At 69.4% G+C, this 21,213-nt stretch carries 17 protein-coding genes; 8 read left to right on the top strand and 9 right to left on the bottom strand.

Going from position 1 to position 21,213, the window contains the following annotated elements:
- Positions 1 to 8: 8 nt before the first annotated feature.
- The 4 genes from DB31_RS42475 to DB31_RS42460 are packed head-to-tail and all read left to right on the top strand — an operon-like array spanning position 9 to position 3,929.
- Entirely contained in the window at positions 9 to 1,172 is a 1,164-nt protein-coding gene (locus DB31_RS42475) for a glycosyltransferase family 4 protein (RefSeq protein ID WP_240487250.1), read from the top strand.
- Positions 1,173 to 1,181: 9 nt separating this feature from the next.
- Complete coding sequence (locus DB31_RS42470) at positions 1,182 to 2,321, top strand: CgeB family protein (RefSeq protein WP_044199200.1); 1,140 nt, start codon at positions 1,182 to 1,184, stop codon at positions 2,319 to 2,321.
- Positions 2,318 to 3,439, top strand: coding sequence for a CgeB family protein (locus tag DB31_RS42465; protein ID WP_044199198.1), 1,122 nt, complete (start codon positions 2,318 to 2,320; stop codon positions 3,437 to 3,439). Before DB31_RS42470 ends, DB31_RS42465 begins: the two co-directional genes overlap by 4 nt.
- A gap of 52 nt (positions 3,440 to 3,491) precedes the next feature.
- A complete protein-coding gene (locus DB31_RS42460) occupies positions 3,492 to 3,929 on the top strand; it encodes a peroxiredoxin (RefSeq protein WP_044199196.1) in 438 nt (145 codons plus the stop codon).
- Between the two features lie 10 nt (positions 3,930 to 3,939).
- On the opposite strand, the gene DB31_RS42455 is transcribed toward DB31_RS42460, so the two are convergent.
- The 5 genes from DB31_RS42455 to DB31_RS42435 form a co-directional block, all read right to left on the bottom strand.
- On the bottom strand, positions 3,940 to 4,671 hold the full coding sequence (locus tag DB31_RS42455) for a DUF1223 domain-containing protein (protein ID WP_052420689.1): 732 nt from the start codon (positions 4,669 to 4,671) through the stop codon (positions 3,940 to 3,942).
- 45 nt (positions 4,672 to 4,716) lie between these two features.
- Positions 4,717 to 5,502 (bottom strand): NrsF family protein, encoded by a 786-nt coding sequence (locus DB31_RS42450; protein WP_044199194.1) that lies wholly within the window; start codon positions 5,500 to 5,502, stop codon positions 4,717 to 4,719.
- Positions 5,499 to 6,026, bottom strand: coding sequence for an RNA polymerase sigma factor (locus tag DB31_RS42445; RefSeq protein ID WP_044199191.1), 528 nt, complete (start codon positions 6,024 to 6,026; stop codon positions 5,499 to 5,501). Before DB31_RS42445 ends, DB31_RS42450 begins: the two co-directional genes overlap by 4 nt.
- Before the next feature lie 157 nt (positions 6,027 to 6,183).
- On the bottom strand, positions 6,184 to 7,188 hold the full coding sequence (locus tag DB31_RS42440; RefSeq protein WP_044199189.1) for an acyl-CoA desaturase: 1,005 nt from the start codon (positions 7,186 to 7,188) through the stop codon (positions 6,184 to 6,186).
- Between the two features lie 82 nt (positions 7,189 to 7,270).
- Positions 7,271 to 8,653 (bottom strand): TPR end-of-group domain-containing protein, encoded by a 1,383-nt coding sequence (locus DB31_RS42435; protein WP_044199188.1) that lies wholly within the window; start codon positions 8,651 to 8,653, stop codon positions 7,271 to 7,273.
- 96 nt (positions 8,654 to 8,749) lie between these two features.
- Between DB31_RS42435 and dusB the strand changes: the two genes are divergently transcribed.
- Positions 8,750 to 9,763 (top strand): tRNA dihydrouridine synthase DusB, encoded by a 1,014-nt coding sequence (gene dusB / locus DB31_RS42430; protein ID WP_044199186.1) that lies wholly within the window; start codon positions 8,750 to 8,752, stop codon positions 9,761 to 9,763.
- On the opposite strand, the gene DB31_RS42425 is transcribed toward dusB, so the two are convergent.
- Positions 9,742 to 11,064 carry a glycoside hydrolase family 1 protein gene (locus tag DB31_RS42425; protein WP_044199184.1) on the bottom strand — a complete coding sequence of 441 codons (1,323 nt, stop codon included), beginning with the start codon at positions 11,062 to 11,064 and terminating at the stop codon, positions 9,742 to 9,744. The genes dusB and DB31_RS42425 overlap by 22 nt on opposite strands.
- Before the next feature lie 380 nt (positions 11,065 to 11,444).
- Here DB31_RS42425 and DB31_RS49420 point away from each other — a divergent pair, with 380 nt between their 5' ends.
- Positions 11,445 to 11,603: a hypothetical protein gene (locus DB31_RS49420; protein ID WP_157232456.1), complete on the top strand. Its 159-nt coding sequence runs from the start codon at positions 11,445 to 11,447 to the stop codon at positions 11,601 to 11,603.
- A gap of 97 nt (positions 11,604 to 11,700) precedes the next feature.
- Here the strand turns inward: DB31_RS49420 and DB31_RS42420 are convergent, their stop codons facing one another.
- Together DB31_RS42420 and DB31_RS42415 are read right to left on the bottom strand one after the other, a co-directional pair.
- The gene (locus DB31_RS42420) at positions 11,701 to 12,861 is read right to left on the bottom strand and encodes an amidohydrolase family protein (RefSeq protein ID WP_044199181.1); all 1,161 of its coding nucleotides are present in this window, start codon (positions 12,859 to 12,861) and stop codon (positions 11,701 to 11,703) included.
- 41 nt (positions 12,862 to 12,902) lie between these two features.
- Positions 12,903 to 15,089, bottom strand: a complete 2,187-nt coding sequence (locus DB31_RS42415) for a TOMM precursor leader peptide-binding protein (RefSeq protein ID WP_044199179.1) — start codon at positions 15,087 to 15,089, stop codon at positions 12,903 to 12,905.
- A gap of 65 nt (positions 15,090 to 15,154) precedes the next feature.
- Between DB31_RS42415 and DB31_RS42410 the strand changes: the two genes are divergently transcribed.
- Complete coding sequence (locus DB31_RS42410) at positions 15,155 to 16,729, top strand: FAD-binding oxidoreductase (RefSeq protein WP_052420688.1); 1,575 nt, start codon at positions 15,155 to 15,157, stop codon at positions 16,727 to 16,729.
- Positions 16,730 to 16,738: 9 nt separating this feature from the next.
- Here the strand turns inward: DB31_RS42410 and DB31_RS42405 are convergent, their stop codons facing one another.
- Positions 16,739 to 20,818: a TOMM system kinase/cyclase fusion protein gene (locus tag DB31_RS42405; RefSeq protein WP_052420687.1), complete on the bottom strand. Its 4,080-nt coding sequence runs from the start codon at positions 20,816 to 20,818 to the stop codon at positions 16,739 to 16,741.
- An 83-nt stretch (positions 20,819 to 20,901) separates the two neighbouring features.
- Between DB31_RS42405 and DB31_RS42400 the strand changes: the two genes are divergently transcribed.
- On the top strand, positions 20,902 to 21,174 hold the full coding sequence (locus tag DB31_RS42400) for a hypothetical protein (protein ID WP_044199178.1): 273 nt from the start codon (positions 20,902 to 20,904) through the stop codon (positions 21,172 to 21,174).
- Positions 21,175 to 21,213: the final 39 nt, after the last annotated feature.

Here is a 21,213-nt window from a genome sequence, read left to right as displayed (position 1 = left end):
GGAGTCCCATGTTGGCTAAAGCTGCGTCCCGATCGGGCGTGCGCCGGGTGTTGATGACCGCCGAGACGACCGGCGGTGTCTGGACCTATGCGCTGGAGCTCACCCGGGCCCTCGCGGCCCCGGGGGTGGAGGTGACACTGGCGACCCTGGGCGCGCCGCTGACGCCCGGCCAGTGGCACGAGGCGCGCGCCCTGCCGAACCTGCGCGTCGAGCAGAGCACCTTTCAGCTCGAGTGGATGGACGAGCCGTGGGCGGACGTGAAGGCCGCGGGCGAGTGGCTGCTCGGACTGGAGGCGCGGGTGCGGCCGGACGTGGTGCACCTCAACGGCTACTGCCACGGGGCGCTGCCCTGGAGCAGCCCCACACTCATGGTGGGGCACTCGTGCGTGCTCTCCTGGTGGCGGGCAGTGAGAGGGGAGGACGCGCCCGAGCGGTACAGGCGCTACCAGGCCGAGGTGGCCCGGGGGCTCCGGGCCGCGGGCAAGGTGGTGGCTCCAACGCGGGCGATGCTGGGGGCGCTCCGCGAGCACTATGGCCCGCTGCCGGAGGCCGAGGTCATCGTCAACGCCCGGCGCCCCGACGGCTTTCCGCCGCGCGCCCGTCGGGAGCCCTTCATCCTCACCGCTGGCCGGCTGTGGGACGAGGCGAAGAACGTGGCCGCGCTGGAGGCCGCGGCGCCCCGGCTGCGCTGGCCGGTGAAGGTGGCCGGGGAGACCCAGCTCCCCCCTCGCGAAGAGGGGAGCCACCCCCGCCGGGTGGAGGCACTGGGGTGGCTCTCGCCTCAGGAGCTGGCCGGGTGGATGGGGCGTGCAGCCATCTATGCGCTCCCGGCGCGGTACGAGCCCTTTGGCCTCTCCGTGCTGGAGGCCGCGCTCGCGGGCTGTGCCCTGGTGCTGGGGGACATTCCCAGCCTGCGTGAGGTGTGGGGGGATGACGCGGCGATCTTCATCTCTCCGACGGACGTGGAGGCGCTGACGGAGGCGCTGGAGTGCCTCCGCTGTGAGCCCGGGCGGCTGGCTCGGCTGGCCGCGTGTGCGCGGGTCCGGGCGCTCGAGTACGGCCCGGCACGCATGTGCGCCAACTACCTCGCTGCCTACGCCTCGCTCGTGCGGATGCGCAGAGGCCATCCCGTTCAACCCGAGCCGTCCTCGCGGCGGCAGCCCACCTTGTGAGCTCCCCTCATGAGAGTCCTCTTCTTCTGCCACTCGCTGCTGTCCGACTGGAACCACGGGCATGCCCACTTCCTGCGAGGCATCGTCACGGAGCTGAGTGAGCGTGGCCACGATGTCCACGTCTACGAGCCGTACGAGGCCTGGAGCTTGCGGAACCTGCTGGCCGAGCCGCGGGGGCCGGAGGCGCTGGAGGCGGTGAAGGAGCTCTACCCGCGCGTCACTCCGCACCGGTACACGCTGGACACCTTGGATCTGGAGAGCGCGGTGGACGGCGCGGATCTGGTGATTGTCCACGAGTGGAGCACGCCGGAGCTGGTTCAGCGCCTGGGCGAGCTGCGCGCGGGGGGCGGGCGCTTCCGGCTGCTCTTCCACGACACGCACCACCGGAGCGTCACCGCTCCCCAGGAGTTGGCCCGGTACGAGCTGAAGCATTATGACGGCGTGCTGGCCTTCGGTGAGGTCATCCGCCAGCTCTATGTTGCTCGGGGGTGGTCGCACCGCGCCTGGACGTGGCACGAGGCGGCGGACACCCGCGCCTTCAGGCCGCTGACGTTCGTGGTCCCTCAGGAGGACCTGGTCTGGAGCGGCAATTGGGGAGATGAGGAGCGGACCGCGGACCTGCACGAGTTCCTGCTAGGCCCGGTGAAGGCGCTGGGCCTCAAGGCCCGGGTGCACGGGGTCCGCTACCCGGACTCGGCGCGCAAGGCGCTGAAGGACGCGGGCATCACCTACGCGGGTTGGCTGCCCAACCACGAGGCGCCCCTGGCGTTCGCCCGCGCGCGCGTCACCGTGCACGTGCCTCGCAGGCCCTATGTGGAGGCACTGCCGGGCATCCCCACGATTCGGGTGTTCGAGGCGCTGGCCTGTGGCATCCCCCTGGTGAGCGCGCCGTGGTGGGACGCGGAGGGGCTGTTCAAGCCAGGCCGGGACTTCCTCGTCGCGCGGACGGGCGAGGAGATGCAGCGGACGCTGCGCATGCTGCTGGCGGATGAGCCGCTGCGCCGCGAGCTTGCCACGCAGGGGCGGCGCAGGGTGCTGGCGCGCCACACCTGCACACACCGTGTAGATGAGCTGCTGATCATCTGCCGCGAGCTGGGGCTGGACACCCGGGCGGCGCAACCGCTGGCACAGGAAAGGGTCACCGCATGAGCAAGGGTCTTCGCATTGCTTTCTTTGGCTCGAGCCTCGTCTCCGCCTACTGGAACGCCGCGGCCACCTACTACCGGGGCATCATCCGCGCGCTCCACTCCCGCGGCCACCAAGTCACCTTCTACGAGCCGGATGCCTACGAGCGCCAGAAGCACCGGGACATCGCGGATCCACCCTGGGCGCGCGTGGTGGTGTACCCGGCCGAGGGCACCGAGGCCGTCGAGCGCTGCCTGGAGAGCGCCCGGGGCTCGGACGTGGTGGTGAAGGCCAGCGGCGTGGGAGTCTTCGACGCGCTGCTGGAGGCCCGCGTGCTGGACCTGCGGGGACCGGACACGCAGGTGGTGTTCTGGGACGTGGACGCGTCCACCACGCTGGAGCGCATGAGGAAGAACCCGGGGGATCCGTTCCGCGCCCTCATCCCCCACTATGACCACATCCTCACCTACGGCGGGGGCGAGCCGGTGGTGCAGGCCTACCGGGCGCTGGGCGCGCGCCAGTGCGTGCCCATCTACAACGCGCTGGACCCCTCCACTCACCACCCGGTGGCGCGGCACCCGCGCTTCGTGGGGGACCTGGCCTTCCTGGGCAACCGGCTGCCGGATCGCGAGGCCCGCGTGGAGGACTTCTTCCTGACGGCCGCGAAGCTGCTGCCCCAGCAGCGCTTCCTCCTGGGTGGGAGCGGGTGGGGCGATCGTCCGCTGCCGTCCAATGTGAGGTACCTGGGGCACGTCTACACGCCGGACCACAACGCGCTGAACTGCACGCCCCGCGCGGTGCTGAACATCAGCCGCGAGAGCATGACCCGCTTTGGCTTCTCTCCCGCCATGCGCGTCTTCGAGGCGGCGGGCGCGGCGGCCTGCCTCATCACCGACGCGTGGGAGGGCATCGAGATGTTCCTCGAGCCCGGGTACGAGGTGCTGGTGGCGCACCATGGCGCCGGGGTGGCGGAGCTGCTCAGCGAGCTGAACGCGGAGCAGGCCCGGTGCATCGGCGAGGCGGCCCGGCGGCGCGTCCTGGCCGAGCACACGTACTCACACCGTGCATTGCAGGTAGAGGCGGTGCTGGGCTTCACCGCAGCTCGGAGGACGTCCCTGGGGGCGCAGGAGCAGGTGGCGTAATGAGGACGCCGGGCACCCCGGCGTGCTAGGACCGGAGCCGCAAGGAGGCTCCATGCTCAAGCCAGGAGACGTGGCCCCTGACTTCACCGTCAAGGACCACACCGGCCGGACACATACGCTGTCCGAGTACCGGGGAAAGTCGGTGGTGCTCTGGTTCTACCCGAAGGCGGACACCCCGGGGTGCACGGCCGAAGGTTGCGGATTCCGCGACCAGAGGGACCAGTACAGCAAGAAGAACGCGGTGATTCTGGGCATCAGCTTCGATACCGCCGAGGAGAACAAGGCCTTCTCCGAGAAGTTCGTGTTCAACTTCCCGCTGCTGTGCGACACCGACCGCAAGGTGGGCTTCGCCTACGGCGCGTGTGATGAGCTCCAGGCTGCCAATGCACGCCGGGTGGGCGTCATCATCGGGCCGGACGGGAAGGTGAAGGCGTACTACCCGAAGGTGGACGCGCGAGCGTTCCCTCAGCAGGCCCTCGGAGAGCTGTAGTCCTCCGCCGCTACTTCGCTGCAGGCTCCACCGAGGCCACGCCGCTCACCGGCCCGCCGGGGGCCTGCAGCACCGCCACCACGCGCAGCTTGTCCCGCTTCCAGCCCGCCGCCAGCTTCAGCCGGGCCTCCGAGACGAAGCTGCCCTCCGAGGCCTTCGCGGGTGGCAGCGTCGCCAGCGTCCGCACCACCGCCGCGTGCGAGAGCTTCTTCCCCGCGTTCTCCCCCCGCTTCACGTCCGAGGAGAGCCCCTCCTCGGCGAGCGCCGCCCACAGCTCCAGTCCGGGCGCGGGCGCGGCCTCCGTCCGGACGCGCACCACCACGGTTTCTCCCTCCACGCGGGCGGTAAGGCGCAGGGGCACCTTTGGGCGCTGCGCGGCCGCAGCCGCCTGAGTGCGGGCCTCATCCTCTCCGCCAACGAACGCGCGCTGCCCATCCACCACCATCTGCGGCGTGTACATGCGGTTGTCGTCCCCATCGAGCACGTAGCGCCGCTGCCGCTCGCTGTACTCGCCCGAGGAGTACGGATCCTTCCACCCGAGGTAGTCCCAGTAGTCCACGTGGAAGCCCAGGGCGATGAGCTCCACGCCCTCCACGGGCTGCTTCTGCGCCAGCCGCGCCAGCGCATTGTCGGCGGACGGGCAGCTCGAGCAGCCCTCGGAGGTGAACAGCTCCACCAGCACGGGTGTGCGCGCCGGAGCGGCGCTGAGGATCAGGGGCAGGGCGAAGAGGACGGCGTTCATGCCCGCTGGTACGGCCGCTGGGGCGGGCGGGTTACACGCCTCGGCTCACGGCGCGTAGCTGCGGGTGGGCAGGCGGGAGCGCAGCCAGAGCGCCACGCCCGCGAGCAGCAGCCAGGGCACCAGGTGGCCCAGCATCAAGTGCCCGGCCGTTCCATCCGGGCAGTGCAGGTGCAGGACGAAGAGGCTCACGCCAGCCGCGGACAGCCCGGCGGCGAAGGCGCGCACCGGCTGGAAGGCAGAGCGGCACAGCAGCACCAGGGCCAGCGCCAGCGGCGGAATGGACAGGAGCACCTCGGTTCTCATGCACCCCAGCACTCCGGCGACGAAGCCCTTCGCTGTCGCATAGCCGGAGCCGCCCGCCACCTGGAAAACAGCCACGGCCGCGGCTCCCATTGCCACGAGCACCCAGGGCACATGGCGGCGGGCCGGGGCCAGCGCCATGTATGCGCCGCTGGCCACCATCAAGAGGATGGCAAGCCCTAGCCCCACCAACACCGCCGGAGAGGCCGTGTTCTGCACCAGCCCCTCACGGCCTAGCAGGAGCAGGCCTCCCACCATCACCGCCGCATAGGTGGCCAGCAGCGTCAGCAGCTCGATCCACCACGGCGTGGCCACGGGTTGTTTGCCGAGCTCCTCCAGCGTCTTGCGGCGGGCGGCCTCCATCCCGGGCGTCAGCTCGGGCGTGGCCACCGGCGGCACGGCGCCGAGCGCATCGAAGCCCTCGGTGAGAGGGCGGCAGTCCGCGCACGTGGCGGCATGGCTCGCCAGCTCTGGCGGCAGCGGCGCCCCCGAGCCCAGGGCCTCCAGCACGCGGTCACACTCGGGCGTCATCCGCTCGACTCCTCTCGCAGCTCCGCCAGCAGCTCGCGCAGCCGCGCGTAGCCCCGGTGGGCGCGCACCTTCACCGCCGACTCTGTCAGCCCCATGGACTCGGCAATCTCCGCGAAGCTCATCCCCTCGAAGCGGTGGAGCATGATGGGGACGCGCTGGCCCTCGGGGAGCAGCTCCAGCGCTCGCTGCACCGTGCGCTCCAGCCCCGTGTCCCGAGGCCCGGGCGTCTCCGCGGCCACCGTCGCGGGCAGCTCTCCCTCTGCGGTGAGCTCCTCCGGCCTCCGGCCACGCCGCTGATGGTCTCTCGCCGCGTTGGTGGCGATGGCGTACAGCCACGGCTTCACCCGCGCTCCGGCCTGGAAGCGGCCACGCGCGCGCACCACGGACAGGAACGTCAGCTGGACCAGATCCTCGGCCGCCGAGGGGCTGCCCGTCAGCCGGGCCAGGTAGCCATGCACCGGCCGCGAATAGCGCTGGAAGAGCGCATCAAACGCCGGGGCATCTCCCTGACAGAACCGGGCCATCAACTCCTCGTCGGACACCTCGGCGGAGCTCGCCGAGGCCGTTCCTGTACGCGGGAGGCCCGATTCAGGTTTCAGGGAAGGGGGTGACACAGGCCCGCGCACTCTACCCCGGGGCGAGCGCCCCGGGGCGTGTACCTTTTACGACCCGACAGCCGGCCTACTTCCGCTTGAGCAGGGCCGTCGGTGAGGGCGCCGCGGTGGGCAGGTGGTCCGCCGCGGTGGCGATGGCCTCGCGCACCTTGTCCCCCGCCGCTTGCTTCCGCGCCGCCACCGCGCCCCAGAAGGAGATGGGGGCGTTGAGCTCCGCCTGCTGCTCTGGCGTGTACTTCTTGTAGGAGTACTTGATGGAGTCGGACGGCAGGCGCAAGTCACTGACGATGCGCAGCCACGACAGCACCTTCAGCGAGTAGAAGCTGAAGTCCACCTCCCACCAGAACCAGCCCTGGTTGGCGGTGTTCTGGTGGTAGTGGTGGTTGTTGTGCCAGCCCTCGCCCAGGGTGATGAGCGCCAGCAGGAAGTTGTTCTTGCTGGTGTCCGTCGTCCGGTAGCGGCGCTTGCCGAAGATGTGGCTCAGCGAGTTGATGGTGAAGGTGCCGTGCCACAGCAGCGTGGTGCTCACGAAGAAGCCCCAGATGAGCAGCGAGAAGCCGCCGATGAAGTACAGCGACACGGCCAGCGCGATGGGGGGCAGCAGGTAGAAGCGGTTGAGGAAGCGCAGCTCCGGGAAGCGCGCGAAGTCCTTGATGGAGTCGTACTTCGTCTCCGCGTACTTGTCGCAGAGGATCCAGTTCATGTGGCTCCACCAGAAGCCCTTCTGAATGGGCGAGTGGATGTCCTTCTCGCCGTCAGACTCGCGGTGGTGGTGCCGGTGGTGCGCCGCCCACCAGAGCACGCCCTTCTGCGTCGCCGTGGTGCCCACGAACGCCAGGATGAACTGGAAGACGCGGTTCGTCTTGTAGGCGCGGTGGCTGAAGTAGCGGTGGTAGCCCGCGGTGATGCCCCACATGCGGATGACGTACAGCGCCAGGCACACCAGCACGTCCACCAGCCGGGCCCCGGTATAGAAGACCCAGAGGCACATCAAGTGGACGCCAAAGTAGGGGATGGACGCCAGCCAGTTGATCTTCTCGTCAGGAGCCAGAGCAGGGGTGTTGGTTCTCACAAAGCGCCTCGGCGGGATGCAGACCGGACAGGAAGCTGCCCAGTCTCACCCGCAATCAACACCCCCCTTTGTCATGGCTGTGTCAGGACGGCGCAGATTGCCGAAGTTCCGTGAGCCAGGCCTCGAACCCCGGGTTTCCATGGAGGGGAGCCAGATCCTCGTCCGAGGCGGCATAGGTCCCATCCCGGAACCCCAGCTCCTTGGCGCGTTGCAGCAGGCGCACCGCGTCAGGAATGTTGTGTGCACGGGCGAACGCGCATGCCGCGTCATAGGCGATGGTGGCGCTGGGGGCGTACGCCAGGGCCCGCTCTCCCATGGCCGCCGCCTCGGAGAAGGCGCCCCGGATGAAGAGCACCCGCTCCGCGCACGAGAAGGCCGCCGCGGGGTCCACCTGGGGCAGCCGCAGCGCCTGGGGCTCCTTGCCCGCGCGGATCAAGCTGCCGGCGTACTCGTGCATCACCGTGCGGTCTCCGCTGTCGCGCCAGGCCATCTCCCACAGCGGCAGAGCGCGGCCCTCGTCTCCTATTAAGGAGAAGGCCGCCGCCAGCGCCTGGGGCTCCACCGGCTGGCCCTGCACTTGGGAGAAGTGGTCGAGCGCCATGCGCCCCTGGCCCTTCTTGAGCGCCACCCACCCCAGCGTGTGGTGGGCGCGGCTGGCCAGGTCGGGCGTGAGCGCCTCGCCCGAGTCCAGCACCGTGGCGGCCAGGTGCCGCGCTTCCTCGAGCTGGTTCTTCGCCAGCGCCGCTTGGGCCCTCTGGAGCGTGTTCGCCTGGGGAGACTGCTCCCGGGACTCCTGCTCCGGCCCCTTCATGGCGTCGTAAGCGGCGCGCAGGGCTTGGAACCCGAACATGGCGAAGAAGACGGCCAGGAACATCTGCCGGTTGTCGATGCTCCAGAGCACGAGGCCCACGGAGGTGATGACCGCGAGGATCTGGGCCCACAGGAAGCCCCGCTCCCGGCCGAAGAGCCGCATGGCCAACACACTTGTAATCCGGCCTCCATCCAAAGGAAGCACGGGGGCCATATTGAGCCCGGCCCAGAAGAAGTTGGCGAGCGCTCCCACGCCCAGCAGGTAGGCGAGCACATCGGACTGGTGGCCCAGGGAGCGCTTGCCCACATAGCAGGCGATCCCGAGCCCCAGGCCGAAGAGGGGCCCTGCCAGCGTCAGCAGCACGTCCCGGCTCCAGGGGATGGGGCCCGGGGCGTTGGGCCGGGTGTGCCCGCCCATCCATTCGAGGGTGATGCTCGGCTGGTAGCCGAAGGCCTTGCTGGCCACGGCATGGCCCAGCTCGTGGATGAGCACGGAGACGAAGACGATGAACATCCAGGAGACGACCTGGAACCCCATCGAGCCGATGAGGCCTGGTCGGCCAGCAGGTGCGAAGCTGAGGCCCAGCACCGCGGAGGTGATGAGGTGGCTGGCCTGGACCTCGACGGGAATGCTTCCGAGGCGAAAGCGGAACATGGGGGAGCACCTTAACCGTTAGGGTACGGCTGCGCAGGCCGTTGCTCGGGCACTGCTTTATGGTAGCCAGTCCGCCAGAATTCCCACCGTTCCTCCATGCTGCAGATCGGCCCTTACACCCTTCCGAACCCCTACATCCTGGCGCCCATGGCGGGGGTGAGCGAGCGGCCCTACCGCGTCATCGCCTTCAAGATGGGCGCGGCCCTGTGCCCCACCGAGCTGGTGAGCTCCCAGGGGCTCATGCACGCCAACCAGCGCACGCTCAAGTACCTGCGCTTCGATGCCGAGGTAGAGCGGCCCTACTCGCTCCAAATCTTCGGCGGAGACCCCGAGGCCATGGCCCGGGCGTCGGTGATGGGCAAGGAGTACGGCGCCCAGATCATCGACATCAACATGGGCTGCCCGGTGAAGAAGGTGACGAAGAACGGCGCGGGCAGTGCCCTCCTGTGCGAGCCCCCGCGCGCCGCCGAGATTGTCCGGCGCATCCGCGAGGCCTCGGGGCTGCCCGTCACCTGCAAGATTCGCTCGGGCTGGGACCACAAGAGCCGCAACTACCTCCAGCTGGCCGGCCAGCTCTTCGACGCGGGCTGCGCGGCCCTGGCCATCCACCCGCGCACCCGCGAGCAGGGCTACTCGGGGCAGGCGGACTGGGGTGTCATCGCGGACCTCAAGCGCCACTTCCCGGACCGCATCATCATCGGCAACGGGGACGTGAAGACGCCGGCGGACGCGCAGCGGATGCTGGACTCCACGGGCTGTGACTTCGTGATGATTGGCCGGGCGGCGCTGGGCAACCCGTGGATCTTCCGAGAGCTGACAGGCGGCGAGCCCCCCACGCCCGAGGAGCGCTGCGAGGGCGTGCTGGCCCACTTCCGGGGGCACGTGGAGTTCGTGGGCGATGCGCTCGGGGCGGTGCGCAGCTTCCGGCGGCACATGGCGTGGTACGCGCACGGGCTGTACGGCGCCGCGGCCTTCCGTGCGGAGGTGAACGCGCTGGACACCCCCGAGGCGGTGGAGGCCTCCGTGCGCCGCTTCTTCGTGGCCGCGCAGGTGGATGCGTCCGGCCCCTCGGAGGAGCAGGACGTGGACTACCGGGCTGCGCTGGGCTGAGCGGACGGCGCGGGCGTGCTGGGGGCGACGAGCTTCCGGCCCTGGGCCACGGTGCGGAAGTAGTCGCAGGCCGGGGTGGGGCGGCGCTCCAGCGTGTCGAAGTCCACGTGGTAGAGCCCGAAGCGGGGGCCCCAGCCCTCCAGCCACTCGAAGTTGTCCAGCAGGCTCCAGTAGAGGTACCCGCGCACGTCCACGCCCCGCGCGCGCGCGTCCAGCACCTGCGCCAGGTGCGAGTGGATGTAGTGAGGCCGCCGCAGCCCGTTCCGGTCATCCAGGCCGTTCTCCGTCACCCAGACGGGGAGCCCGTAGCGCTTCACCTCGGAGAGGATCTGCCCGAAGCCCTCGGGGTAGTCCTCCCAGCCGATGTCCGTGAGGCCCCGGCCGAGCTTGTCCCGGAACTTGAACTCGATGAACGGGGGGCGGGGCATGAAGCGCAGGTGGGCGCGCGAGTAGTAGTTCACGCCGATGAACTCGCAGGAGTCCTTGGCCTCGGGGATGTCCACGCGGGTGGAGGCCACGCCGGGCATCGTCACGCGCAGCTTCCCGGTGACGAGCGCCTCGTGGAAGGCGTGGTTGTAGGCGTGGGCGCCGAGCCGCACGAGCGCGCGGTCCAGCGGGTGCCACCACCGGTCCGGCGCGAAGCAGAGCATGTTCTGCGAGATGCCCAGCTCCACCTTGCCGAGCACGGCGGTCAGTTCCTGGCGCGCGGCCGCATGTGCGCGCACCATGTTCTCCATCGCCCGCATCGTCTTCTCGCCGTCGGCGATGCCCGGAGGAAGCAGCCCCTGCAGATAGCCACCCAGCAGCACCACCATGGGCTCGTTGAGGGTGATGAGCAGCGCATCCAGGCCCTTCAGGACGGGCGCGCACGCGCGGGTGTAGGCGCGGAAGGCCTCCACACTGGCCGGCGTGTGCCAGGGCGTCTCGCGGTGGAACCACGTGGGGTGGGTGAAGTGGTGCAGCGTCACCACGGGCCGCAGGCCGCGCGCCTTCATCCGCAGCAGCCGCTCCCGGTAGGCCTCGAGCGCCGCGCCGTCATACCGGCCGCGCTCCGGCTCGATGCGCGCCCACTCCAGCGACACGCGGAAGGCCGAGGCCCCGGCCTGCAGGGCGAGCCCATAGTCCTCTTCGTAACGGTTCCAGTGGTCCACCGCGCGCCCGCAGCGCATGTGCGGGTCCTTCAGCTTCCCGGCGCGCTCCCACTCGGCCCAGTCGTTCTCGATGCCACCCTCCACCTGGTAGGCGGAGGTGGCGACTCCGAAGGTGAAGCCCTCGGGAAACGTCCTCTCGTCGGCACTCATCGCGGGCGGCACCCTAGATGCCGGCACCTACGGGCGGAAGCGCGGTGTTCCCTGCCTGCTCTGCGGGCCAGCGGACACTTGCCTCGTACCCGCGACTTGTCGCGTCCGAGGCCGATTTACCGGCCTCCGCGCGGATCGCTTCCGGAGCCGATTTACCGGCCTCGGAGCACGCTCGCTCGCTGCTGCGCGGCGCCGTTTTCGGCCCGCGGAGTGCGCGGAGGCCTAAAATTCGGCCCCGCCACGCAGTGCAATACGTCACCATGCGTTGACACACACGCCTATCGCCTCTACCATTCACCACAAGCACTCAGCCACAGTGTGTCGGAGTGCAGGGCCCCACCCCCATTGGGTGTGGGCACCCAACTCAACGGAGGGTTTGCATGGCCGCGAAGAAGAAGACCGCGAAGAAGACCACCAAGAAGGCTGCTGCGCCGAAGAAGAAGACGGCGACGGCGAAGAAGGGCGGGGCGCGCAAGACTGCCGCCCGCAAGACCTCCAGCCGCAAGAAGGCGGCGGCGGCTCCTGCCCCGACTGCCTAGCGCGGTCTCCGCGGGCAACTGAACATCTACGGTTGCCTGTGAACGGCTCGGCGGACTCCGCCGAGCCGTTTCGCTTTTCGAAGGGCCCTGCCTCGGCTCACCGGCTCAGGCCATAGAAGGCCTCGGCATTGGCCCCGAGGATTCCCGCGAGCACCCCGGGAGGCAGCCGCTGCTCCAGCCGCAGCACCTCGTCCACGATGGAGCCGTCGTGATCGGCGTGGGGAAAGTCGGTGCCGAACAGCAGCCGGTCCGCTCCCATCCAGCTCAAGGCCTCGCTGATCCCCGGCTCGCCCGGCTCCAGGGTGACGAAGCACTGGCGGCGCACGTAGTCCGAGGGCTTCCGCTTCACCCGCTCGGCGACTTCAGAGGCCAGGTGCTTGTATTCGACTTCGTCCAGGCGCCAGAGCCAGGGGGGGACCCAGCCGCAGCCCGCCTCGAAGAAGCCCACACGCAGGTGGGGGTGGCGCTCCAGGATGCCGCCCTCGATGAGGTCCAGCATCCCCATCATCTGCTCCATGGGGTGGGAGCACGCATGCTGGCCGAAGCGCGTGGTGTAGCGGTCGGCTCCTGCGGTGGGGCGCAGCGCATGGGCACCCTCGTGGAGGGCCACCGCGAGCGAGCGCTCGGCACAGGCGGCCCAGAAGGCCTCGAAGTCCGGGTGGCTCAGCGAGCGGCCCTGGAGCAGGTTGGGCCGGAGCACCACGGCGCGCCAGCCATAGGAGGAGATCTGATCGAGCGTCTCCACCATGGCCTTCGGCGCGTGGGGCGCCACCAGCCCGACGCCTTGGAGCCGCTCGGGGGCCGCGCTGCAGAAGTCGTGCAGCCACCGGTTGTAGGCGGTGACCAGGGCGTGCGCGAGCTCCGGCTCGAGCGTCTCCATCCCGACGATGTACAGGGCAGTGGAGGGGTAACAGAAGGCCAGATCCACGCCGCAGCCATCCATGTGCGCCAGGTGGGCCTCGGGGGTGGAGGTGTCCAGGTCCGCGTCCGCGCGCTCCTCGGCATCGAGCAGCGCCAGCTCCGCGCGCTCGGAGAGGGGGCGCTGGATGGGCTGGCCGCGCACCAGGATGTCGACGGGCTGATAGGTGAGGCCCCGGGCGCCGAGCCTGCTCACACGTTCCGCCAGCGGCTCGTGGATGGGGCGAGGCACGGCGACGGGGGCATCGTCCCGGAAGCGGGGATCCAGGTAGGTGCGCCACATCTCCAGCGGCTCGAAGACGTGGCGATCCGCGTCGATGACTCGCATCCCGTTGCGCATGGCCTCGCCACCCTACGCCGGGAAATCCGCGAGGGGAGCTGTCAAAAAGGGAAGAAGGGGTTGAGCGCGGCCTCTTCCACGGGGGCACTCCGCCACCCGAGCTTCACGGGCACGTCGTACAGCCGGCCGGGGCCGAAGCGAGGCCAGTGGTGCCGCAGCGGGGGGACGACCACTTTGACGACCGGGAAGTCGACCTCGGGGCGGGTCTGGTCCACCACCAGGAAGTCCATCCCGAGGGCCCGCGTCCGCTCCACACACGTGAGGATGTCCTCGCGCAGATCTCCCGACGCCTGGGCCGTGTAGTCCGAGGGGCCCTTGGCGGGGAGCGCGCTCTCACCCAGGAGGAACTCCAGCGCCTCCGGATCCACGCGCTGCGAGCCGTCATCCCCGCTCGCCCGTCCCCAGTCGAGCATCTGGTTCAGCTCGGTCAGCGCTCGCTGCACTCCCAGGGGCGCCTCCAGGTGGCAGCCAAAGCCCAGGTAGAGCTGTTGCTGAGCCGGGGCGTACGCGGCGGCTGCGAAGACGGGGATGCCCAGGTCCGTGGTGATGTCCACGACCTGCAGTTTCCACCCCCGCTCGCGGTACCACTGCTGAATCGAGCCGATCCACGGGCTCTCGAAGCGCTCCAGGGCCACTTGGGGGCGCGGGACACGGGGGTACCACCACAGCGCGATGGCATCCCGCTCCACCAGCTCCAGGAAGCCTTGGAGGATGGCCTCCTCCAGGACGTTGCCCGCGGCGTGCCCATGGTAGTTGTGGAAGCAGAAGGGCTCTCCCGCTGGGGGCGGCACCTCGTAGCAGAGCGCGGTGGGGAGGTAGCGGCGCGCCTGATGCGTGAGCGACCACGCAGGGGTCCAGTCCAGCGGGGCGTCCAAGGACACGGGCGCGGGGATGCGCTGGCGGGGATCGTACACCTGCTCGTTCCAGGAGGCCCGATTCCGGTACTGGGCCTCGCTGAAGTGCAGCAGCTCGTGCGGCGGCACGTGCGGAGCATCCAGCTCGTGCGCGCGGGCATGCACCCGGGGCTCGTCCCCATGGAGGAAGCAGTGGTGCCGCTCGATGGCCTCGCACAGGGCGCTCACCTGGGCCTGAGCCTCGGTGACGCCCTTGCCGCTGCTGAAGCGGCGCTGGAGCGAGCGCAGGGTGTCCCCCGGGCGGACCGGCACGGAGTAGTGCGCGGCGAACGTGGTCCACGGCGCTGGCTCGCTCCGAGGCACGGGATTCACCCCAGAGATGATGCCGGTGAGGGGACTGAGCTGCGAGGCCAGCCGTTGAGAGGTCTCCTCCGGGGAGCAGATCCGGTGTCCACCCTCCCGGGTGAAGCGCTTGGGCCGCGGAGACAGCACGAGGGGCGCCCCTGCGCGCGCAGGGGCCTGAGCGGGCTGCCCGCAGCGGGCACAGTGGGGGAGGCGGGTGACGGGGTGCCGTTTCACCTCCAGCGTCCGGTGATCCAGCGTGATGAGCGGGTCCAGCGCATCTGACTCGGGACCGGAGGCAATCCACCGGGCGAGCTGCACGGCTGCCACCTGGAGACAGGCGCTCACGGCGGCGGGAGGAGAGGGTAAGGGACGCCGTGAGACGCCCGCCACCTGCTCGGCGGCGCGGTTCATCCTCAGCCGCTCCGTCAGACAGTGCCAGCACGGGCCCTGCGATGGACGGACCAGCGGGCCGAACCAGCCCCTGCGGCCACCGGGCTTCACCGGCAGCCACGTCACGCCCTCGGCCCGGGCCCGCTCACTGAAAGCCTCGAGCTCGGGAGACAGGTAGTCGTCGGTGGCAACCACGCGCAGTGCGGCATCGGGGCGCACGTCCAGTCCGGCCCCACGCAGTGCCTCCGCGAGCAGGGTGGCCACGGGCTCGCCGCCACCCGCCACCGAGACGGGTGTAGAGGCCACCCGCTCCGAGGCGGAGCCAGGCTCAGCGCCCATCGCGGACCAGAATCCCACCAGTGGGGACTCGCTCCCGGGCGGCAGCTCCACGAGGTAGCCCTGCTCCAGCAAGTCGCGCAGCGCGAAGAAGACCTCGTGAGGCGTGAGCGCGGGAGCGGCGGCCTCCAGGATCTCCTGGACCGTGCGCTGGCCATCCACCAGTGCCGCCAGTTCCTCGTAGGGGCTCTCGACGAGCGGGAACCACGCCTGCTCGCTCAGCAGGAGAGCTCCTCCCGAAGCCGCAGGCTCTACCTGCAGATCAGGGCTCCAACGCAGGATGGCCTCAAGGGAAGGGCGCATGGGCGGTCGGATGGACCCTACCTCACCGTAGAATGTGGCGGGTAGGTTCACCGAGGAGAGACCGGATGTTCGCGCGCACCAAGAGGGCAGTGGCGCAGTACGAGCGCATTCAGAGATGGAGCCAGGCCACCGGGAAGCCGGGCATGAACACCCTGGCCCGCGAGGCCTCGGCCCTGTTCCAGATGCCAGAGAAGCCCCCGCTGTGGGAGAGCCTCACTCCCGAGCAACTGGCCACCTTGGGAGATCCAGAGCGGCCCCTGTTGGGCAAGGTCGTCACGCCCTATGACCCGGACTACGAGACGGCCCGGCAGCTCTTCAATCAGGCGTTCCAGAAGTATCCCCAGCTCATCGTCTACTGCGAGTGCGCGGACGACGTGCGGCGGTGCCTGGAGTTCGCGCACCAGCACTCGCTCCGAGTCACCTGCCGCTCTGGGGGCCACAGCACGGCGGGGTATTCGGCCAACAACGGCGGGATGATCATCGACGTGAGCCAGATCCGCTACTGCGTCGTCGACGAGGGCCAGAAGCGCGCTCGCGTCGGAGCGGGGACGCCGCTCGATCTGTTGAACGCGGTCCTCGACGGGTACGGGCTGCACGTGCCCGGGGGGGGCTGCGGCGATGTGGCGGTGGCTGGACATATGATGGGCGGTGGCTACGGCTTCACCTCGCGCGAGTACGGGATGAACTGCGATGCCCTGCGCGGGGCGACGGTGATGCTGGCGGACGGCCGCATCGTGCACGCCAGCGCCAAGGAGCACACCGAGCTCTTCTGGGCGCTCCGGGGCGGGACGGGCAACAACTTCGGTGTCCTGCTGGAGCTGGAATACGAGCTCTATCATCTCCGGGAGGTCTGGGGCTTTGGCATCCAGTGGAGCATCGACCAGGCCCCCGAGGCCCTCCAGCAACTCCAGGAGCACTACACGAAGGAGGGCGCGTCGGACCGCTTGGGCTACCTGGCCGTGGTGATGTCGCAGCCCGGGAAGCACGGCCGGCCCCCCAAGCAGGTGCTGGTGATGCGCGGCATGTACCACGGCGAGGAGTCCGAGGGCCGCAAGGAGCTGGCCCCCTTGCTGAAGACGGGGCATCTCGCCATCTCCAAGCGGGGGACGTACCGGTACCTGAACGACTCGCTCGTGGCGGACATCCCGGAGCTGCCTCCCAACTCCCCGTACCTGGCCAACCAGATGGCGGGCTACGTCGGCCGGAAGCTCCGCCGGGACGAGTGGGCCAGTGCCATCGAGTACTTCAAGACGTCACCGGTGTTCCGCGTCAAGAACGGGAATGAAGAGCAGAACATGAGTCTGACCTTCATCCTCATCGAGCCTTACGGCGGCGCCATCAACCGCGTCCCGCCGCACGACACCGCGTTCGTCCACCGCGACGTGTACATGGACTTCAGCTGGATCTCGATGTGGCTGGAGGAGTCGCAGCGGGCGGAGGCCCAGAAGTGGCTGACCGGCTTCGTCCAGCCGGCGAAGCCCCTGCTCAATGGCCAGTCGTACCAGAACTACCCGTATCCGGAGACGCCGGACTACGCCCAGCGCTACTGGAGCAGCAACCTGGACAAGCTGGAGAAGATCCGGCGCCACTACGATCCGAAGGACTTCTTCCACTTCCCTCAGAGCGTTCCCATGCCGTAGCGAGGCCCCTCAGGCCTGGGCGAGGAGGCGGCCTGTCTCCTCGCGCTCGGGCACCTGGCCCAGAGGCGTGAGCGTGTCTTGCAGCCCGGCGAGCGCGGCGCGGAAGCCCGGCTCCCGGAGCTGCTCGGGCTTGAGGCGTGCGAGGGCCAGCCGGGCGCGGAACTCCACCACCCGCGCCCGTTGCTCCTGCGCCATCTCGATGGCCTTCTGATAGGAGACGGCTGCCTCTTCCGTGGCGGACGGGGTACTGCGCAGGAGCAGCTCTCCTCGGAGGCGGTACAGCTCGGGGAGCGCGTACAGCTCCTCCTTCGAGGTGGCCAACTGCAGAGCGCGCTCCACGCGCTGGAGGGCCTTGTCTACCGCGCCCACCTCCGCCTCCGTCTCCGCGACGCGGCCGAGCTGGTACGGCAGCGTCTGGTAGACGCGGACGGACTCCATCACGGCCAGAATCTGCTCGGCCTCCGTGGCCTGGCGCTTGGCCCAGCTGTTGAGCAGCAGGGCGAGGCCCTTCCACATGGGGAGCCCCTGGGCCACGGAGATCTCCAGCAGCTCCGTGCTCAGCCGGAGCACCTCCTCCCGCTCGCCGCGAAGCTGGTGCAGCAGCGTCAGGTAGTAGGTGGCCATGGCCAGGGTGTTGGAGTGCTGGATGAGCCGGGCGAACTCCAGCGCCTCGCGCGCCCGCTTCAATGCCAGGTCCGTGAACCCCAGATACCAGTGCGTCAGGGCCAGCATGCCGGTGGCATGGGCGCGGCTGTCCACGGCGTAGATGTACGCATTGCCTCCGTGCTTGGACGGCTCGTAGAGCGCGAGCACCTCCTCGAAGTGCACCTGGGCCTCCTCGAAGCGGCCATCGAACCAGAGGCCGTGACCCAACTGGATGAGCGCGCAGATCTGCTGGCCCTCGTCCTTGTTGCGGCGCGCCAGCTCCAGGCACCGGCGGCCAATCTCCTTGGCCTGGGCGTGTTCGCCGAGCATCTCGTGGTAGCCCCAGAGCGAGTGCAGCGTGGGGAAGGCGCTCGGGCTGTCGCCCTGCTCCTCCAGCAGCGCCATGGAGCGGCGCAGGACGTTGCCCACCTCCTCGGAGCTGAAGCCCCGGTAGCCCATGAGCGCCGTGAGCAGCAGGCCGTTGAGCCCCAGCTCCGTCTCACGGCGCTCGGAGGGGTTCTCCACCGTCTGGAGCCAGCCCAGCGCCTGGGTGGTGTGCTGCGCGGACTCTTCGTTGGCCGAGCGCTGGAGCGCCATGACCGCCGCCTTGCGGCCATACTCCAGCGCTTGGAGCAGCTGGTCCGCCGCGGCGAAGTGGTGAGCGAGCAGCTCGGGCCGTGTCTCGGCGAGCTCCGGGAAGCGGGCCTGGAGCGTCTCGGCGATGCGCGCGTGCAGGTGGCGGCGCGTGGCCTTCGGCAGCGAGTCGTAGGCGATGTCCTGGATGAGCGCGTGCTTGAAGATGTACGTGCGGCTGCGGGCCCGGCGGCGCGTGTAGATGAGGTCCGCGCGCAGCAATTGCTCCAGGTCCTCCTTCAGCTCCGCCTCATCGCGAGGCGAGATGGCGCACAGCACGTCGTACTGGAACTCGCGCCCGAGCGCCGAGGCGATCTGCGCCGTCACCTTGGGGGACCCCAGGAGGTCCAAGCGCGTCAGCAGCGAGCCCCGCAGCGTGGAGGGAATGGCCAGGCCGCTCTGCGGCGAGGAGGGCCGTGTCTCCGCCACCATGCGGGTGAGCTCTTCGACGAACAGCGGCACGCCCTCGGTGCGCTGGACGATCTGCTCCAGCATGCTCGGAGGGAGGGGGTTGGCCTCGGTGAGCGCACGGATGAGCTGCTCGGTGGCTTCCCGCTCCAGGCGCCCGAGCTGGATCTGCAGGATGGGGGCATTGGGCCAGGGGGTGCTGAACTCCGGCCGGGAGGTGAGCAGCAGGTAGACCGGCGAGGTGGCGCACTCCGCCAGCAGGGCGCCCAGCAGCTCCAGCAGGGTGGGGTCCGCCCAGTGCAGATCCTCCACGAACAGCAGCAGGGGGCACTGCTCGGCCATCTCATAGAAGAGCGTCACGAGCAGCCGCAGCGTCAGCTCCTTGAGCTTCAGCGGCGTCATCTGCGGCGTGGGATAGCGATCTTCCACCGGCAGGGCGAACAGGCTCGCCACCAGCGGCACGGCCTCCTTGAGCTCCAGGGGGTAGCGCGACAGCGCCTCCTCCATGCGCGCAAGCCGCTGCGCCGGGGAGTCGCCCTCGTTGTAGCCGAGCAGCTGCTTGAGCGGCTCGATGACGGGGAACAGCGGGCTGTTGCGAGCCTCGGGCGAGCAACGGCACTCGAAGAACTGGTGCTCCCTGCCCTGGAGCTTCCGCCGCAGCTCATGGCACAGGCGGGACTTGCCGATCCCCGCTTCACCCCGGACGAGCGCCACCTGGCCCGAGCCCTCGTCGACTTGCCTCCACCGCTCCAGCAGCAGGCCGAGCTCGTGATCCCGGCTCACCATGACGATGCTGCCCCGCATGGAGGGCGCCTCGTCCGTGGCGACGCGCGGCCCCTTCAGGCTGAAGAGCTCCATGGGCTGCTGAAGGAACCCCGTGGGCACCTGGCCCTGGGACTCCAGCGTGAAGTGGTCTCGCAGCAGGGGGTACGCGCTCTCACCCACCAGAATCGTTCCTGGCTCGGCCCGCTCGCCGAGCTGCGCCGCCACCGAGGCGGTGACGCCGAACTCCCGCCAAGGTTGGGCGGCCGCCTCCTTGGAGACCACCAACTGCCCGACGTGGAGGCCGATGCGGGCCGAGCAGCGCAGGGGCTCCTTTCGCTGGGAGTTGAGGGTGTCGATGCCCTCGAGGATGGCCATCGCAGCGGCGGCCGCGCGGCGAGCGTCATCCACGCGCGTGCTGGGATAGCCGAAGTACATGAGCACCTGCTGCCCGAGCACGCTCATGATGTGCCCGTGGTAGCGGGCGGCGATGGCGCCGAGCAGCTCCTGGGAAGCCCGCAGGGGCAGCTCCAGGTCCTCGAAGTCCACGCGTGCAGGGTCCGGGTGGGACAGGACCAGCCCGCAGCACAGGGCCACCACCTGGCGGCGCTCGCCTCCCGCGAGCATCCACTGGGGTGGGACGTTCGTGGTCAGAGTCAGGGCGCTGCCGACGGCCGTGGGCGTGAGGGCCTGGCCCTCGCCCGTCCTGGGCGTGGTGGAGGGCAGAAGGACCGCCTCCGGCAAGGCCGGGGCGGAGAGCAGACCCGAGAGATCCATCTCCTCGAGCTGCGACAACAGCTCCGCGGCGGTGCCGCGCTGCTCCGGGGAGTTCTTCTCCGTCACCCGGCGCAGCAACTGCCCGAGCGGATGATTGCGCAGGGAGGGAGGCAGGGGGACGGGCTCAGGACCGAGCTGCTTGTAGAGCACCTCCGCCATGGTGGCGCCCTGCATGATCCGCACGCCCGTCAGACACTCGATGAAGATGAGTCCCCACGCGTACAGGTCCGCCGCGGCAGTGGTGGCGTCCTTGCGCAGCTGCTCCGGCGCGGCGTAGGAGGGAGTGCCCATCCACTCCATCGTCCCGGTCAGGCGCGTGTCCTGGGCCGACAGGCTGTCCTCGACCAGCGTGCCCAGCCCGAAGTCGAGGACCACCGCGTTGCGCCGCACACCGGTCCCCGTCACCATGATGTTCTGCGGCTTGAGGTCCCGGTGCACCACGTTCTCCTTGTGGGCACAGCCCAGCGCATCGAGCACCTGGCTCATCAGCCGGTGCACCTCACGGGGCGCGAGCGGTCCCTCTTCCTTGAGGACTTGCGCCAGGTTCTTGCCGGGGACGAACTCGAAGACGCTGTAGAGCTGGTTCTCCGCGCTGAGGCCCGCGTCAATGAGCCGGACGATGTGCGGGTGATACAGCTTGGCGCACAGGGAAGTTTCCCGGCGGAAGCGGGCGGCCTGCTTCTCCACGCTCGTGTTCGCATCGTCTGGGCGCAGGCGGAGGAACTTCACCGCGACCCGCTGGCCCGTGGTGATTTGCGTGGCCTCGTGGATGGTGCCGAAGCCGCCCTCTCCCAGCTTGGCCTGCAGCGTGTAGCGTTCCTGCAGCGGCGTGAGCGGATGAATCGATGGAGGAGCGTTTTCCATGGAGGGTCGCGAGCTCGAGCCGCTGAATCCGAGCCGGGTCCTAAGCGAAAGTGGTATTATAAGACATCATCCACGGAGGGGAGATGGCCGCGAAAAACGCCAAGGAAGCTGTGTCGGAGTTCAAGAATTGGCTGGACGTGTGGACCCAGGCTCAGGAACGCGCGCGGACAGATGATGCATTTCGTTCGGAGTTGCTCCAGGATCCGCGGGCGGCCCTGAAGAAGCACTTCAAGTACAAGCTCGACCCTAAGATCGATCTGTCCGTGGTCGAGGAGGGGCAGAAGGAGGGTGCGAAGCTGACACTCCACCTCCCGAGCAAGCGGAGCAAGGCGCCCAACATCCGCATCGCCTGTTGAGGAGGGACGCTCCGTTCCGCCACGATACGCTCCAGCACG

The organism is Hyalangium minutum (assembly GCF_000737315.1).
GTDB classification, from domain to species: domain Bacteria; phylum Myxococcota; class Myxococcia; order Myxococcales; family Myxococcaceae; genus Hyalangium; species Hyalangium minutum.
Note: the sequence above shows the minus strand (reverse complement) of the source record. Positions and strands in the feature narration are given on the sequence as shown.

Bases quoted from the DNA above. Each gene is read 5' to 3' on its own strand.
- DB31_RS42410 (WP_052420688.1), top strand. From the start codon at position 15,155: ATGTTCGCGCGCACCAAGAGGGCAGTGGCGCAGTACGAGCGCATTCAG.
- DB31_RS42400 (WP_044199178.1), top strand. From the start codon at position 20,902: ATGGCCGCGAAAAACGCCAAGGAAGCTGTGTCGGAGTTCAAGAATTGG.
- DB31_RS42415 (WP_044199179.1), bottom strand. From the start codon at position 15,089: ATGCGCCCTTCCCTTGAGGCCATCCTGCGTTGGAGCCCTGATCTGCAG.
- DB31_RS42405 (WP_052420687.1), bottom strand. From the start codon at position 20,818: ATGGAAAACGCTCCTCCATCGATTCATCCGCTCACGCCGCTGCAGGAA.
- DB31_RS42435 (WP_044199188.1), bottom strand. From the start codon at position 8,653: ATGTTCCGCTTTCGCCTCGGAAGCATTCCCGTCGAGGTCCAGGCCAGC.
- DB31_RS42450 (WP_044199194.1), bottom strand. From the start codon at position 5,502: ATGACGCCCGAGTGTGACCGCGTGCTGGAGGCCCTGGGCTCGGGGGCG.
- DB31_RS49420 (WP_157232456.1), top strand. From the start codon at position 11,445: ATGGCCGCGAAGAAGAAGACCGCGAAGAAGACCACCAAGAAGGCTGCT.
- DB31_RS42465 (WP_044199198.1), top strand. From the start codon at position 2,318: ATGAGCAAGGGTCTTCGCATTGCTTTCTTTGGCTCGAGCCTCGTCTCC.
- DB31_RS42445 (WP_044199191.1), bottom strand. From the start codon at position 6,026: ATGGCCCGGTTCTGTCAGGGAGATGCCCCGGCGTTTGATGCGCTCTTC.
- DB31_RS42470 (WP_044199200.1), top strand. From the start codon at position 1,182: ATGAGAGTCCTCTTCTTCTGCCACTCGCTGCTGTCCGACTGGAACCAC.
- DB31_RS42420 (WP_044199181.1), bottom strand. From the start codon at position 12,861: ATGCGCAACGGGATGCGAGTCATCGACGCGGATCGCCACGTCTTCGAG.
- DB31_RS42455 (WP_052420689.1), bottom strand. From the start codon at position 4,671: ATGAACGCCGTCCTCTTCGCCCTGCCCCTGATCCTCAGCGCCGCTCCG.
- DB31_RS42425 (WP_044199184.1), bottom strand. From the start codon at position 11,064: ATGAGTGCCGACGAGAGGACGTTTCCCGAGGGCTTCACCTTCGGAGTC.
- dusB (WP_044199186.1), top strand. From the start codon at position 8,750: ATGCTGCAGATCGGCCCTTACACCCTTCCGAACCCCTACATCCTGGCG.
- DB31_RS42460 (WP_044199196.1), top strand. From the start codon at position 3,492: ATGCTCAAGCCAGGAGACGTGGCCCCTGACTTCACCGTCAAGGACCAC.
- DB31_RS42475 (WP_240487250.1), top strand. From the start codon at position 9: ATGTTGGCTAAAGCTGCGTCCCGATCGGGCGTGCGCCGGGTGTTGATG.